This is a genomic window from Terrabacter sp. 2YAF2, from assembly GCF_052114705.1.
In the GTDB taxonomy this organism is placed as follows: Bacteria; Actinomycetota; Actinomycetes; order Actinomycetales; family Dermatophilaceae; genus Terrabacter.
This window is the reverse complement of the sequence record NZ_JBFRFG010000006.1, coordinates 39719-53618: the sequence shown is the minus strand read 5'-3', so window position 1 is coordinate 53618 and position 13900 is coordinate 39719. Positions and strand designations below refer to the sequence as shown.

The following is a 13900-nucleotide window of genomic DNA, read 5'->3' as shown; positions in this document are numbered from 1 at the left end:
GACCGGGGTCTTCTGTCGCTCTCTCGAGCATCACGTAGCCCCGACGGGATTCGAACCCGCGCTACCGCCTTGAGAGGGCGGCGTGCTAGGCCGCTACACAACGGGGCCGTGAGCGGTGCCGAGCGAGCTCGGCACGAGAAGAAACCTTACCGTGAAGGGTGGATTTCTCCGAATCGGCCCACGTTGCCGTGGACCAGAGCTGGGGTACCAGGACTCGAACCTAGAATGACGGAACCAGAAACCGTAGTGTTGCCAATTACACCATACCCCAAGGGGTTTCACTCCAAGCCAGCCTCGCGGCCGGTACGGGGTGAACCGAATGGGAATACTACCGGTCCGTGCGCGGTGGCCCAAATCGGCGGTCGAGCACCGCGGCGACCTCGTCCAGTCCACGCACGGACGTGACCGGATGGGTCGTCCCGCGGCCCGCACGGTCGAGCCACACGGCACGCAGTCCGGCCGCCTCCGCACCGAGGACGTCCCACTCGACGTTGTCGCCGATGCAGACCACCCGCCCGGGCTCGGCAGCCAGGAGTCGGCACGCCTCGAGGTAGACGCGAGGGTCGGGCTTGCCGAACCCGAGCGTGTCGGTCGTCACGACGACGTCGAACCTCTCGACGAGGTCGAGGGCCTCGAGCTTGACCCGGGTCGGCGCGTGGGCCGAGTTGGTCAGCAGCGCGACCGGCAAGCCCTCGCCCTCGGCTGCGGCCAGGAGGTCGGGCACGTCGGGGAAGAGCCGTTGGGCACCGCGGAAGGCCGGCGCATACGCCTCCTCGAAGGCGCGGTGGGCCCCGCTCGGGATCTCGAGACCGAAGGCCGTGGCGACCTCGGTCAGCCGTCCGGCACGCATCGCCTCGAAGGCGACGTCACCGGAGGCGTACCGCGGGAACCACCGCTCGGGGTCGTCGTAGTAGCGCTGAGCCATGACTCGGTGCTCCGCGGCCCGGTGCGGCCAGATCGCGGCCGCAGCCTCGGTGCCGGCCACCACCATCGCCTCCTGCGTGTCGACGATCGTGTCGTCGACGTCGAGCAGGAGCGCGTGCGCGCCGGCCAGCGCAGCCGGCAGGGGCACGGGGCTCATGCGTCCCCGTCGATGCCGAAGAGGGGAAGGGCCGGTGAGACCCCGGCGATGACGACGTCGTGGGCCTGGCCCGACCGCTCCCACGCGGCACGCTCGAGACGCACGTGCTGCAGCGTCTCCCCCGAGTGCTCGAGGACCGAGCGGTGCGTGTCGCGGTAGCCGAGGGCCCGCGAGACGCCGAGCGACGGCCCGTTGTCGACGACGGCCGAGCTGACCGCCGCGTCGGCCCGTAGCGGGCCGAAGGCCAGCGCCAGCACGGCGGCCCGCATCTGCTTGCCCAGGCCTCTCCCCCGTGCCGGGGCGACGAGCCACGACGAGGAGTCGGCGGTGCGGTCCGCGCGCCAGTCCGGCCCCTCGAGCCACTGGGCGCCCACGACCTCGCCTCCCGAACGCACGACGAAGGGCAGTGCCCAGTCGTCGGGCGACCACAGGCCCAGGGCGCGCCAGTAGCCCTGCACGAGGACCGCCCGGCGGTTCGCGCGGTCGTCGAGACCGGCATACGTCGTCGCGTGCGGGTTCATCGGGAGGTCGTCCGGCAGGAGGGCGCAGAGGCTCGGGAGGTCGGCCTCGGTCATGACCTGCAGGTCGAGGTCGGCCGTGCGCAGACGGATGCCGTGCAACGGCCAGGACCAGCCCTCCACCCGGCCTGCCTCAGAGCGAGTCGCGCAGCGACCGGAGACGACTCAGGGTCGAGGTCTTGCCGAGGATCTCCATCGACTCGAAGAGCGGTGGCGAGATGCGTGCGCCCGAGACAGCGGTGCGCAGCGGGCCGAAGGCGAATCGCGGCTTGATGCCGAGACCGTCGACGATCGCGGCACGCAGTGCCTCCTCGATCCCCGCGGCGTTCCAGGCGCTCCCGGTGCCCAGGACGCCGGCGCCGTGGTCGTCGATGTCGCCGAGCACCTTCAGGGCCGCATCGAGCACCGCGGGGGCGTCGTCCTTGAGCTGCGCGCGGGCGTCCTCGTCGATGACGAGCTGGTCGTCGCCGACGAAGAACGGGCGCACGAGCGCCGGCGCCTCGGTCAGGTGGGCCATCCGCGTCTGGATGAGCTCAGCCACCGCCTTGAGACGGGCCAGCTCACCGAGCGACTGCGTCTCGCCGAGGACGTCCTCGGCGACGAGGTAGGGCAGCAGCCGGCTCGCGAACTCGCCCACGTCGAGCGAGCGGATGTAGACGCCGTTGAGCCAGTCGAGCTTCTTGAGGTCGAAGATCGGGCCGATCGGGTTGACCTTGGCCCAGTCGAAGGTGCGGCTGAAGTCGTCGAAGGTGAAGACCTCGACGTCGGCGCCCTCGGCGTCCTGCTGCGGCGGATAGGCAAGCAGCGCAAGGAAGTTCACGAGAGCCTCGGGCAGGTAGCCCTGCTCGCGGAACCAGGTCAGACGCGCGGCGGGGTTCTTGCGCTTGGAGATCTTGGACTTGTCGGTGTTGCGCAGCAGCGGCATGTGCGCGAACTTCGGCGCGTCGATCCCGAGCCAGCGGTAGAGCAGGATGTGCTTCGGCGTCGAGCTGATCCACTCCTCGCCGCGCACGACGTGGGTGATGCCCATCAGATGGTCGTCGACGACGACGGCGAGGTGGTACGTGGGGAATCCGTCGGCCTTGAGGATGACCTGGTCGTCGGGCCGCGGGGCCGACACCTTGCCGCGGATGACGTCGTCGAAGACGAGCGGCACGTCATCGGGCACGAGCATGCGCACCACGGGCGTCTCGCTGAAGCCGGGCAGCGCGGCGCGCTCCTCGCGGCTCTTGCCGACGCAGAGGCGGTCGTAGCCGGTGGGCTGCTTCGTCTTCTGCTGGACCTCACGCATCTGCGCGAGGCGCTCGGTGGAGCACCAGCAGTGGTAGGCGTGGCCGTCCTCGATGAGGCGCTCGACGTAGGGCCGGTAGGTGTCGAGGCGCTCGGACTGGCGGTACGGCGCGAAGGGCCCACCGAGGTCCGGGCCCTCGTCCCAGTGCAGCCCGAGCCACGCGAGGGTGTCGTAGAGCTGCGCCTCGCTGTCCTCGCGGAAGCGCGCACGGTCGGTGTCCTCGACGCGCAGGACGAACTGGCCGCCCTGCTGCCGCGTGAAGGCGAGGTTGAAGAGCGACATGTAGGCCGTGCCGACGTGCGGGTCACCACCATCAGGTCGGGCGACGTCGTCTCTGCACGAGGTGGGTCTGCGGACCGGTCAGGCCCCGACCGCTCCGGGAGGGCCGTCGATGTCGTCGTGCCGTGCGTCGTAGGTGGCGTCCTCGTCGGGACCCTGGTCAGGCTTCCCCGGACGCGCGTGGCGACCGGCGTAACCGGTCTCGGCCGTGGGCTGCTCGGTTTCCGGAGAGGTCTTCGGGCTCAGGTCGTCGTTGCTCATGGCCACGACCCTAAATGGTGCGGCCCCGTCAGCGCCTGACAAACGTGTTGGTCAGCGAGCCGATGCCGGCGATCTCGACGGTGACCTGCTGGCCGGCCTCGACGAGCCCGACGCCGGCCGGGGTGCCCGTGAGGATGACGTCACCGGGCAGCAGCGTGAAGGCCGCCGAGGCGTACTCGATGATGGTGGCGATGTCGTGGATCATGTCGGCCGTCGTGCCGTCCTGCTTCACGTCGCCGTCGAGCGTCGTGCGGATCGAGAGGTCGGCGGCGTCGAGCTCGGTCTCCACCCATGGGCCGAGCGGGCAGCTCGTGTCGAAGCCCTTGGCACGCGCCCACTGACCGTCGGTGCGCTGCCAGTCACGCGCCGTGACGTCGTTGGCGATGGTGTAGCCGTAGATGCACTCGGCGGCGTTCTCGGCCTTGACACCCTTGGTGATCGTCCTGATGACGACGGCGAGCTCTCCCTCGTAGGAGATCTCCTCGCTGCCGGCCGGGAGGACGACGGGGTCGAACGGGCCGACGACGGCGGTGTTCGGCTTGAAGAACATCATCGGCTCGGCCGGGGCCTCGCCGCCCATCTCCCTGGCGTGGTCGGCGTAGTTCTTGCCGATCGCGACGATCTTGGAGCGCGGGATGACCGGAGCGAGCAGGCGCGCGTCCTCGAGCATGACGGGCGGCTGCCCGCTCGGCTGGAGGCCGATGTAGAGCGGGTCGCCGGCCAGCGGCGTGATCACCTCGCTGCCGGGGTCGCCCTGGACGATGCCGTATGCCGGGTCGTCCCCGGTCGTGTACCTCGCGATGCGCACGCGCCCACCCTACGACGAGAGCCACCCCGGGTCGGGCGGCGGTTCCCTGTCAGAAGGTCCGTCGCAGCCGCAGGTCCAGCGGTCGGCCGTCCGGGTCGTAGACGAGGCGGTAGAGCGGGCCGGCCCACAGCCGGGTCAGCCGGCTCTGCTCGGGACTGTCCAGCGGCCGGAGGCGCCCGGGCGGCCGTGGGACGGCACCGGGCGCCCGGTGCCACGCCGCGAGCGCTTCGGCACTGGCGGCATACGCCCCGAAGTGGTCCTCGAGGGGCACGTCGGCCTCGGTGTCGAGGTGCTCCCGGGCGAGCTCGTGCCGCAGGCTGCGGGCGAAGTCCGGGTGCACGACCGCGGCGGACACCTCGGAGTCGTGCGTCCACGAGCGCCGGTTGAAGTTGTCCGAGCCCACCGTGACCCACTCGTCGTCGACGACGCAGACCTTGGCGTGGACGTAGACGGGCGTCCCGTCCGGGTTCTCGATCCCGTAGACGGCGACCCGACCGGGCGCGGCGGCGTGCAGCTCGTCGAGCAGTCGGGCACGGCTCACGAGGTTCGGGGCGTAGCTCACGGCCCCGTCCTGGTCCGGCTGGTGCGGGAGGACCGCGACGAGACGGAGGTCAGGTGACCGTCGCAGCGCCGCCACGAGCAGTGCGCTCACCTCGGAGGACCAGAGGTACTGGTCCTCGAGGTAGATCAGGCGTCGCGCGTTCGCGACCGCCTTGGTGTAGGCACGGGCGACACTCCTCTCGCCGCGCGGCGCGAAGGGATAGCCACCGAGGCGGCGACCGTAGGTGCGCAGCAGCTGGACCGGGTGCGGACCCGTCGGCGCCGGATCGGGCTGCTGCGGGGGCAGCGGGCGACGAGGGGCCTGGTCGCGGCGGATGGCGTCGCCGGCCCAGCGGATGGGCGAGCGGCTGAGCGCCTGGGGGTCCTCCCACCGCTCGCGGAAGACGGTCTCGACGTCCCCCACGACCGGGCCGGTGAGGGCGAGCTGGACGTCGTGCCACGGGGGCCGGGGGCCGTAGACCTTCGCCATGGTCTGTGGTTGCGGGTCGCCGGCGTGGCTGGAGTCGTCGCGGCGGCTGTGGCACAGGTCGATCCCGCCGAGGAACGCGATGTCGAGCTCGGGCCGGCCGGGGTGTCGCAGGACCACGAACTTCTGGTGGTGCGAGCCGCCGAGCCGCACCCGCATGTCGAGCACGCACTCGCCGCCGGCCGCGTTGATGTCCTCGCCGAGGTGACGGTTCTCGCCGGCCGAGAACGCCAGGCGGTCCCAGTGGGAGCGCCAGACCAGGCCGCGGACGTCGACGCCGCGACGTGCTGCGTCGGCGAAGAGCGCAGCGACCTCGCTGCCGCGCTCGCCCGTCAGGCGCTGGTCGGGGTCGCCGCGCCAGTCGACGAAGAGCAGCAGGTCGCCCTCTCGCATCCGCGAGACGCGCTCTCCGAGCGCCGCGAAGTAGGCCTTCCCGTGCACGAGCGGCGTCACGAGGTTGCCCTCGGTCCAGGACCGTCCGTCGGGATGGCGTCGGTCGAGCCGGGTCGAGGGATTGCCCCGCTCGTCGGCGGTCAGGTACCAGTCGGCGGGAAGCACGGGACCGAGCGTATGCCGTGGGGTGGCCCAGCGGGCCGAGGGCGACCTCGCGGGTCGCGCGCCGCACGATTGCCTGCCGACCTGGCGCCTCGCCTACCCTCGTCGGGTGGAGATCCTGGGCGAGCCGGAGTGGCGGGAACGGGCGGCGGCGCACGAGGCGCGCGTCGACTCCGCCACTGCGGCGCACCTCGCCCGCCGTCGCGACCACCGCAAGCACCCGGTCGAGGACTTCCTCTTCACCTACTACTCCTTCAAGCCGGCTCAGCTGCGGCGCTGGCACCCGGGGGTGGGAACGGGTCTCGCCGGAGCGGCCGGGTCCCCACACCCCGGGTGGCGCTTCTACGCCGTCGACGGGGACGTCGTCAGCGTCGATGTCCAGGCCTTCAGCAGCGCGCGCGGCGACACGTTGCGCTTCGTCCGCGAGCTGCTGGTGCGTACAGCCGAACGGCCGGCACGGTTCGGCTGCTTCGGGCTGCACGAGTGGGCCATGGTCTATCGCCTCGACCCGTCCGACGTCCGTCACTCGGGCTGGCCGCTGCGCCTGGGCGCCTCGGGCACCGACGCGGTCGTCGACAGCCACCAGATCGCCTGCTCGCACTTCGACGCCCACCGCTTCTTCACGCCCGAGGCAGCACCGCTCAACGCCCTGAAACCGACCCGGGAGAGCCAGACGGCGCTCGAGCAGCCGGGGTGCCTCCACGCCGGGATGGACCTCTACAAGTGGGCGCACAAGCTCGTCCCTGCCGTCTCGAGCGACCTCGTCCTGGACTGCTTCGAGCTGGCGCGCGACATTCGGACGCTCGACATGCGCGCGGCGCCGTACGACCTGCGCGAGCTCGGCTACGAGCCGGTCTGCATCGAGACCCCGGAGGGCAAGGCCGCGTATGCCGCCGCGCAGCGTGGCTTCTCCGCCCGCGGGCAGGCGCTGCGTGCGCGTCTCGTCGACGCCGTCGACGCGGTCGACGCGGCGCTGTGCCTGACCGCCGCACCTGACTGACCCCGGCCACGACAAGCCGCCACCTGCGCCTCTGTGGAGGCCGACCGGGCCGTCTCTCCGCAACACTCCGCCAGCTGGTCACGTGTGGAGGCAACCCCGTTGCCGCGCGTTGCGGCCGGAGAAACCTCCATTCCCCTGTATCAACCCGGCGGGGCCGTCACTCTGGAAGGTGTCGGCGAAGGTCCAGGCACGCGCGCCGACAAACCTCCGCCCTCAGGGGTGGTGCTGGGCGGGGCCTGAACCGCCCAGCACTTGCACGTCCGGGATGGTCAGCGGGAACGCGCGAGCCCGCGGACGATGACCGAGAGACCGACCTCGAACGCCTTGGACTCCGTCGTGGCGTCGGGTGCAGGAAGGTCGAGGTCGACAGATGCGGCGAGGGCCCGATCCTGCTGTCCGGCAACGGACCCGAGGATGTGGTGCACGATGAGCGCCGCCACCTCGTCCCGCTCGGACGCCGGCGCCCCGGCGTCGTGGACGAGTCGGGCGAGGTCTCGGAGCGGGCGCGCGGCACCTGGCTCCACGGCATACGCGAGGCCGACGACGTCGGCACCGTCGGGGACCTGCACGAGGGCGTCACGGACGGCCACCGCCACGCCGACGAGCGCCTCTGCCGGCGGCCGGTCGGGTGGCGGGACGGGGATCTCGGCCAGCAGGACGTCAGCCACCTCGACCAGCAGCTCCTGCTTGTTCGCCACGTGCCAGTAGAGGGCCCCGGGCGCGACCCCGAGCTCGCGGGCCAGCCGCCGCATCGAGAGGTCTGCGAGACCGTAGCGGCGCAGGAGGTCGACGGCGGTCGTGACGACCTGCTCACGGCTGAGTGCCACGCGCTCCCCCGACTTCGGCGCACGGTCCCGGTGGACCCGCGTTGACAGCCGAGCCTATCGACTCGGCATACTGAACACCGTTCAAGTTGAACACCGTTCAACGCCGAGCGCAAGGAGCCCGCATGACCCGCCGCTTCGACGACCTCGCCGATGCCGTCCTCGCCGGGACACCGGCCACCGCCGACGACGCCCTCGACGTCCTGCGCGTCACCGACGACGAGCTGCTCGCAGCCGTCGCCGCAGCGGCCCGTTTGCGCCGCAAGCACTTCGGCAACACCGTCAAGGTCAACTACCTCGTCAACCTCAAGTCGGGACTGTGCCCCGAGGACTGCCACTACTGCTCCCAGCGGCTGGGCTCGCAGGCCGACATCCTCAGGTACACGTGGTTGAAGCCGGACGAAGCCGTCGAGCAGGCTGCTGCCGGGCTCCGTGGGGGCGCCACCCGCATCTGCATGGTCTCGAGCGGCCGCGGGCCCACCGACCGCGACGTCGAACGGGTGGCCGGCATGGTCGGCACGCTCAAGCAGGAGCACCCGGACGTCGAGGTGTGCGCGTGCCTCGGACTGCTCAAGGACGGGCAGGCCGAGCGGCTGCGCGCGGCCGGTGTCGACGCATACAACCACAATCTCAACACCGCCGAGTCCCACCACGACGAGATCGTCACGAGCCACACCTACGCGGACCGGGTCGAGACCGTCACCAAGGCCAAGGACGCCGGCCTCTCGCCGTGCTCGGGCCTCATCGCCGGGCTGGGCGAGACCGACGAGCAGCTCGTCGAGGCACTGCTCGCCCTGCGTGACCTGGGCTCGGACTCGATCCCCGTGAACTTCCTGATGCCCTTCGACGGCACCCCCCTCGAGGGGACGTGGGACCTCACGCCCGGGCGCTGCCTGCGCATCCTCACCATGGCGCGAATCATCTGTCCCGACAAGGAGATCCGCATCGCCGGAGGCCGCGAGATGCATCTGCGATCACTGCAGGGGCTCGCCCTCCACGTCGCGAACTCGATCTTCCTCGGCGACTACCTCACGTCCGAGGGCCAGGCGGCGGAGTCCGACCTGGAGCTGATCCGGGACAACGGCTTCGTCGTCCTCGGCGCCGACGACCGGGCAACCGGTCCGAGGCCGGAGGCCGTCTCCACGCACGACCCCGCCAAGCGCCGACGCGGGGCCGGAACCGGCCTCCCCGCCAATGCCTGACCCGACGGGTTCGCCGCTCGGCGCCCGCGACCGCGGCCTCGTCTGGCACCCGTACGCACCCCTCGACGGCCCTGAGCCGTATGCCGTCGAGGGTGCTTCTGGCGTCCGCCTGACCCTCACGTCGCCGGAGGGCGAGCGGTTCGAGGCCGTCGACGCGATGGCCTCGTGGTGGTGCGCGGTCCACGGCTACGGCAACCCCGTCCTCGACGCGGCGGCCCACGAGCAGCTCGGCCGGTTCAGCCACGTCATGTTCGGCGGCTTGACCCACGAGCCCGCCGTCCGGCTCGCCGAGCGCCTCACGGCGATGTCCCCGGGACCGATGGCCCATGTCTTCTTCGCCGACTCCGGCTCGGTGTCGGTCGAGGTCGCCCTCAAGCTGTCGCTCCAGTACCAGGCGGCGCGCGGACGACCGAGGCGACAGCGCTTCCTCACCGTGCGAGGCGGCTACCACGGTGACACGTTCGCCGCGATGAGCGTGTGCGATCCCGTGGACGGGATGCACTCGGCCTTCCCGGGCGTCCTGGCCCGCCAGCTCTTCGCCCCACGCCCGCCCGCGGCGCGCCAGGTGACCACCTCGACCGGCGACGAGCGCTGGGAGACGGACCGCTCGGCCCTCGAGATCTGGGCCGCAGAGGTGCGCGCCCTCGCGGCGACACACAGCGACGAGCTCGCCGCTGTCGTCGTCGAGCCGGTGCTCCAGGGTGCGGGCGGCATGCACGTCTACCACCCCGACTGCCTCCGGGTCCTGCGCGACGTGGCCGACGAGCACGGACTCCTTCTGGTCGTCGACGAGATCGCGACCGGTTTCGCCCGCACGGGCCGGATGTTCGCCTCCGAGTGGGCGGACGTCACCCCAGACGTCATGTGCGTCGGGAAGGCCCTGACGGGCGGATACCTCTCTCTCGCAGCGGTACTCATGACACGCGAGGTCGGCGAGGCCATCACCCGATCGGAGTTCCGGGCCCTCCTCCACGGACCTACCTTCATGGCCAACCCGCTCGCCTGTGCAGTCGCGAACGCCGCCGTGGAGCTCGTCGACAGCACGTGGAAGGAGCACGTCCCCAGGGTCGGTCGCCTGCTCGCCGAACACCTCGCTCCGGCAGCCGACCTCCCCCAGGTCCTCGAGGTGCGCACCCTGGGTGCCGTCGGAGTCGTGCAGCTCACGTCACCGGTCGACGTCGTCCCGGTCACGCGCGCAGCCCTGCGGCGCGGCGTCTGGCTGCGACCGTTCCGGAACCTCGTCTACACAATGCCTCCCTACGTCTGCACCGCCGAGGACGTGCGGCTCGTCGCCGAGGCGATCGTCGGCGCGGTGGCCGAGGTGCACGGATGAGCGACTGGGACGCCTGGCTGGCGGAGCGGTCCGACCTCCGGGCCGCTCAGGGCGTGGAGCGCTTCGACGCCGTCCTGCGCCTTGGTGGTCCGCGCCACGGACCACGCGACCCCATCGACCTCGCCTCGAACGACTACCTCGGCCTCGCACGGGACGAGCGTGTCGTGGGGGCGGCTCACGAGGCCCTCGACCGCTACGGCGCCTCCGCGACCGCCAGCCGTCTCGTCACCGGGACGCTGCCCGTGCACCGGGACCTCGAGGCCGCCCTCTGCCGGCTGGCCGGGCAGCCGAGCGGCCTGGCCTTCTCGACCGGGTATGCCGCCAACCTGGGCGTGCTGACCGCGTTCAGTGGTCGTGGGGCGGAGATCCTCCTCGACGCCCACGCCCATGCGTCCCTGCACGACGCGGCCCGCATGGCGCGGGCACCGTATGCCACCTTCGCCCACAACGACCCCGCAGCCCTAGACGGAGAGCTGGCCGCCCGGCCCGACCGGAGGGTGGTCGTCGCCGTCGAGTCGATCTACTCCGTCCTCGGCGATGCCGCTCCCCTGGGCGACCTCGTCGAGGTCTGCCACCGCCATGGCGCGCTCCTCGTCGTCGACGAGGCGCACGGCATCGGGGTGGCCGGGCACGGGCGCGGCCTCGTCCACGAGCTCGGCCTGGCTGGTGCCCGCGACCTCGTCGTCACCGTGACGCTGTCGAAAGCCCTTGGCTCGCAAGGCGGCGCCGTGCTCGGGTCGACCGCGGTGCGCGACCACCTCGTCAACACCGCGCGGAGCTTCATCTTCGACACGGGCCTCGCGCCCGCCGCAGCCGCCGCCGCGTGCATGGCCGCGGACATCGTCGCTGGCGACGCGACGCTCGCCGCGGCAGTGCGTGCCAACGCCGGCACCATCGCGGCGATCTGCGGGATCGAGCAGGCGGCCGGGGCGGTGCAGTCACTCCCCATGCCGTCGCCCGACAGCGCCGTCGCCGCAGCGCTCGAGCTGCGCGCCCACGGGGTCCTCGTGGGCTGCTTCCGGCCGCCCAGCGTGCCCGACGGCGTGTCGCGGCTCCGGGTCACGGCGCGCGCCGACCTCGACGGTGAGGACCTCTCCCAGGCCGCGCGGCTCGTCGCTCGCGTTGCCGCCCTGCACGGAGCGCCCCGCCGTCCCGATACCGTCGAGGGGCCACGGGCAGGGGACGCTCCCTCCCCCGCCCGTGGCCTCCCGTCGGTCGCGGCCGTCGAGGGGCCGCAGGGACCGGTGCCTCCGTCGCCCCTCGGCGCCGCCTCACCCCACGGCGACGATGAGTGAGTCGCGGCTGCCCCCGGTGGTCCTGGTCACGGGCACCGACACCGACGTGGGCAAGACGGCCGTCACGGCGGCGGTCGTCGCGACGGCCCTGGCCGCGGGGCTGCGCGTGACGGCATACAAACCCACGCAGACGGGCGTGGCGCCGGGCGAGCCCGGCGACATGGCCGAGGTCGATCGGCTCACGGGTGCGGCGGCGGTCGAGGGGGTGCGCCTGAGGGCGCCCATGGCGCCGCGACCGGCGGCGCGTCTCGAGAGTGCCGGGCTGCCCACTCTGGAGGACCACGTGGGTCGCGTCGCTGCGCTGGCCGTATGCCACGACCTCGTCGTCGTCGAAGGTGCGGGAGGGCTGCTCGTCGAGCTGACGGACGCCGGTGAGACCCTGGCCGACCTCGCTTCCGCGCTTCCCGACAGTGGGGTGCTCGTCGTCGCCCGGAGCACGCTCGGCACCCTGAACCACACGATGCTGACGCGAGAGGCCTTGTCGCACAGAGGGATCCGACAACTCGGCATCGTCATCGGTTCATGGCCGGACGACCCGGACGTCATCGAGCGGACCAACCGCGACGAGTTCGAGACGCTGCCCGAGGGACTCCTCGGCGCGATCCCACGGGGTGCGCCGACCCTGCCTGTCTCGACGTTCCGGACGAGCGCTCCCGCGTGGCTGCCAGGACTCGTTCAGCGCCTCGGGACGCCCTGACGGAGCAGGCCGTGCACGATGCCGTCGGTGAGGGCCCGCCACGACGCGGCGAGGATCGAGCCGGCGACACCGATGGTGTCCCACGACGTCTCGCCGTCCGAGGTCTCGATGAGCACGCGCGTCACGGCGTCGGTGCCGTGCGACGCGTCGAGGATGCGCACCTTGAAGTCGATGAGCTCGATCTTCTCCATCTCGGGATAGGCCCGGGTCAGGGCCTCACGCAGCGCGTGGTCGAGGGCGTTGACCGGGCCGTTGCCCTCACCAGTGGCGATGAGGCGTGCGCCGTCGGCGCGCAGCTTGACCGTGGCCTCCGAGGTGGCGTCGCCCTCTCCCGACGAGTCCGTGATGACCCGCCACGACTCGACCTCGAAGTAGTCGGTGCAGCCGGGCTCGAGCGCCTCGCGGAGCATCAGCTCGACGGTGGCGTCGGCGGCGTCGAAGGTCCAGCCGCGCAGCTCGAGGGCCTTGACCTCGGCGAGCACGGAGGCGACGACGTCGGGGCGGTCGGACAGGTCGAGACCGGCCTCGCGCGCCTTGAGCTCGATGCTCGCGCGGCCCGCCATGTCGGAGACCAGGGTGCGCATGCCGTTGCCGACGAGGGCCGGGTCCATGTGCTGGTAGAGGTCGGGGTCGACCTTGAGGGCGCTCGCGTGCAGCCCGGCCTTGTGCGCGAAGGCGCTAGCGCCGACGTACGGCTGGCGGCTGTAGGCCGGGACGTTGGTGACCTCGCTGATGGCGTGGGCGATGTGCATGGCCCGGCGGAAGGCGTCCGGCTCCATCGCGTGCAGCCCCAGCTTGAACTGCAGGTTGGCCGCGACCGTGATGAGGTCGGCATTGCCGGTGCGCTCGCCGTAGCCGTTGACGGTGCCCTGCACATGGGTGGCCCCGGCCCGCACAGCGGCGACGGAGTTGGCGGCCGCGCAGCCGGTGTCGTTGTGGCAGTGCGCTCCCACCCGGGCGCCCGTCGAGTCGAGGACGTCGGCGACGACCTCCTCGACCTGGTGCGGCAGCATGCCGCCGTTGGTGTCGCAGAGCACGACGACCTCGGCCCCGGCCTCGTGGGCGGTGCGGACGACGGACAGGGCGTAGTCGCGGTCGAGGCGCCAGCCGTCGAAGAAGTGCTCACAGTCGACGAAGACGCGGCGCCCGTGGCCGACGAGGTGCCCGACCGTGTCACGGACCATCGCGAGGTTCTCCTCGAGCGTGGTGCGCAACGCCCGCTCGACGTGTCCGGTGTGCGACTTCGCGACGAGGCACACCACGGACGCCTGCGAGTCCACGAGCGCCTGGACGAGGGGGTCCTGCGACGCGACCCCGCCGGCCCGACGGGTGGCCCCGAAGGCGGCGAGGGTCGCGTGGCGCAGGTCGAGCTCGGTCCGGGCGCGCTCGAAGAACTCGGTGTCCTTCGGGTTGGCCCCGGGCCACCCGCCCTCGATGAAGTCGACCCCGAGATCGTCGAGCAGCCCGGCGATGGCGAGCTTGTCCGACACCGAGAGGTTGAGTCCCTCCTGCTGGGCGCCGTCGCGCAGGGTGGTGTCGTAGACGTGCAGCGCTTCCATGACCTTCATTGTCCTTGATCTCGGGGGTTCGGCCGACCACCTGTTGCAGGTCGGCCGACGCGGGTGTGGGTGGCGTCCCGGTCTCTTCTCGTGATCGCGTCAGCCGGGGTGGTGGCCTTCGCGGTGTCTCCGTCGGGGTGGTTCGGGAAACAAAAAGACCCCCCAAGGGT

13 protein-coding genes and 2 tRNA genes are annotated in these 13900 nt (G+C 71.8%); 5 read left to right on the top strand and 10 right to left on the bottom strand.

Annotation, left to right across the window (positions count from 1 at the left end):
* Positions 1 to 35 precede the first annotated feature (35 nt).
* The 8 genes from AB4030_RS09025 to AB4030_RS08990 form a co-directional block, all read right to left on the bottom strand.
* Positions 36 to 108, bottom strand: a tRNA-Glu gene (locus AB4030_RS09025).
* Positions 109 to 199: 91 nt separating this feature from the next.
* A tRNA-Gln gene (locus AB4030_RS09020) sits at positions 200 to 271 on the bottom strand.
* Positions 272 to 328: 57 nt separating this feature from the next.
* Positions 329 to 1081: an HAD family hydrolase gene (locus AB4030_RS09015; RefSeq protein ID WP_442278880.1), complete on the bottom strand. Its 753-nt coding sequence runs from the start codon at positions 1079 to 1081 to the stop codon at positions 329 to 331.
* Complete coding sequence (locus tag AB4030_RS09010) at positions 1078 to 1722, bottom strand: GNAT family N-acetyltransferase (RefSeq protein WP_442278879.1); 645 nt, start codon at positions 1720 to 1722, stop codon at positions 1078 to 1080. Before AB4030_RS09010 ends, AB4030_RS09015 begins: the two co-directional genes overlap by 4 nt.
* A gap of 10 nt (positions 1723 to 1732) precedes the next feature.
* Positions 1733 to 3172 carry a glutamate--tRNA ligase gene (gene gltX, locus AB4030_RS09005; protein ID WP_442278878.1) on the bottom strand — a complete coding sequence of 480 codons (1440 nt, stop codon included), beginning with the start codon at positions 3170 to 3172 and terminating at the stop codon, positions 1733 to 1735.
* 78 nt (positions 3173 to 3250) lie between these two features.
* Positions 3251 to 3430 (bottom strand): hypothetical protein, encoded by a 180-nt coding sequence (locus AB4030_RS09000; RefSeq protein WP_442278877.1) that lies wholly within the window; start codon positions 3428 to 3430, stop codon positions 3251 to 3253.
* Between the two features lie 28 nt (positions 3431 to 3458).
* Positions 3459 to 4238 (bottom strand): fumarylacetoacetate hydrolase family protein, encoded by a 780-nt coding sequence (locus AB4030_RS08995; protein ID WP_442278876.1) that lies wholly within the window; start codon positions 4236 to 4238, stop codon positions 3459 to 3461.
* Between the two features lie 49 nt (positions 4239 to 4287).
* On the bottom strand, positions 4288 to 5823 hold the full coding sequence (locus tag AB4030_RS08990) for a phospholipase D family protein (protein ID WP_442278875.1): 1536 nt from the start codon (positions 5821 to 5823) through the stop codon (positions 4288 to 4290).
* 106 nt (positions 5824 to 5929) lie between these two features.
* Between AB4030_RS08990 and AB4030_RS08985 the strand changes: the two genes are divergently transcribed.
* Positions 5930 to 6820 (top strand): 3-methyladenine DNA glycosylase, encoded by an 891-nt coding sequence (locus AB4030_RS08985; RefSeq protein ID WP_442278874.1) that lies wholly within the window; start codon positions 5930 to 5932, stop codon positions 6818 to 6820.
* 269 nt (positions 6821 to 7089) lie between these two features.
* Here AB4030_RS08985 and AB4030_RS08980 read toward each other — a convergent pair whose 3' ends face one another.
* Positions 7090 to 7647, bottom strand: a complete 558-nt coding sequence (locus AB4030_RS08980; protein WP_442278873.1) for a TetR family transcriptional regulator — start codon at positions 7645 to 7647, stop codon at positions 7090 to 7092.
* 122 nt (positions 7648 to 7769) lie between these two features.
* On the opposite strand from AB4030_RS08980, the gene bioB reads away from it, so the two are divergent.
* Genes bioB through bioD form a run of 4 tightly spaced genes read left to right on the top strand, consistent with a single transcriptional unit; the run spans position 7770 to position 12171 of the window.
* Positions 7770 to 8846, top strand: coding sequence for a biotin synthase BioB (bioB, locus tag AB4030_RS08975; protein WP_442278872.1), 1077 nt, complete (start codon positions 7770 to 7772; stop codon positions 8844 to 8846).
* Positions 8839 to 10179 (top strand): adenosylmethionine--8-amino-7-oxononanoate transaminase, encoded by a 1341-nt coding sequence (gene bioA / locus AB4030_RS08970; protein ID WP_442278871.1) that lies wholly within the window; start codon positions 8839 to 8841, stop codon positions 10177 to 10179. Before bioB ends, bioA begins: the two co-directional genes overlap by 8 nt.
* Complete coding sequence (locus AB4030_RS08965) at positions 10176 to 11474, top strand: 8-amino-7-oxononanoate synthase (protein WP_442278870.1); 1299 nt, start codon at positions 10176 to 10178, stop codon at positions 11472 to 11474. The genes bioA and AB4030_RS08965 overlap by 4 nt, the downstream gene beginning before the upstream one ends.
* Positions 11467 to 12171, top strand: a complete 705-nt coding sequence (bioD, locus tag AB4030_RS08960) for a dethiobiotin synthase (RefSeq protein ID WP_442278869.1) — start codon at positions 11467 to 11469, stop codon at positions 12169 to 12171. The genes AB4030_RS08965 and bioD overlap by 8 nt, the downstream gene beginning before the upstream one ends.
* Here bioD and cimA read toward each other — a convergent pair.
* Positions 12150 to 13730 carry a citramalate synthase gene (gene cimA, locus AB4030_RS08955; protein ID WP_442278868.1) on the bottom strand — a complete coding sequence of 527 codons (1581 nt, stop codon included), beginning with the start codon at positions 13728 to 13730 and terminating at the stop codon, positions 12150 to 12152. The two genes, bioD and cimA, sit on opposite strands and share 22 nt — an antisense overlap.
* Positions 13731 to 13900: the final 170 nt, after the last annotated feature.

Excerpts from the sequence above, each read along its gene's own strand:
- AB4030_RS09015 (WP_442278880.1), bottom strand. The coding sequence starts at position 1,081 with ATGAGCCCCGTGCCCCTGCCGGCTGCGCTGGCCGGCGCGCACGCGCTC.
- gltX (WP_442278878.1), bottom strand. The coding sequence starts at position 3,172 with ATGTCGCTCTTCAACCTCGCCTTCACGCGGCAGCAGGGCGGCCAGTTC.
- AB4030_RS09000 (WP_442278877.1), bottom strand. The coding sequence starts at position 3,430 with ATGAGCAACGACGACCTGAGCCCGAAGACCTCTCCGGAAACCGAGCAG.
- bioB (WP_442278872.1), top strand. The coding sequence starts at position 7,770 with ATGACCCGCCGCTTCGACGACCTCGCCGATGCCGTCCTCGCCGGGACA.
- bioA (WP_442278871.1), top strand. The coding sequence starts at position 8,839 with ATGCCTGACCCGACGGGTTCGCCGCTCGGCGCCCGCGACCGCGGCCTC.
- AB4030_RS08965 (WP_442278870.1), top strand. The coding sequence starts at position 10,176 with ATGAGCGACTGGGACGCCTGGCTGGCGGAGCGGTCCGACCTCCGGGCC.
- bioD (WP_442278869.1), top strand. The coding sequence starts at position 11,467 with ATGAGTGAGTCGCGGCTGCCCCCGGTGGTCCTGGTCACGGGCACCGAC.
- cimA (WP_442278868.1), bottom strand. The coding sequence starts at position 13,730 with ATGGAAGCGCTGCACGTCTACGACACCACCCTGCGCGACGGCGCCCAG.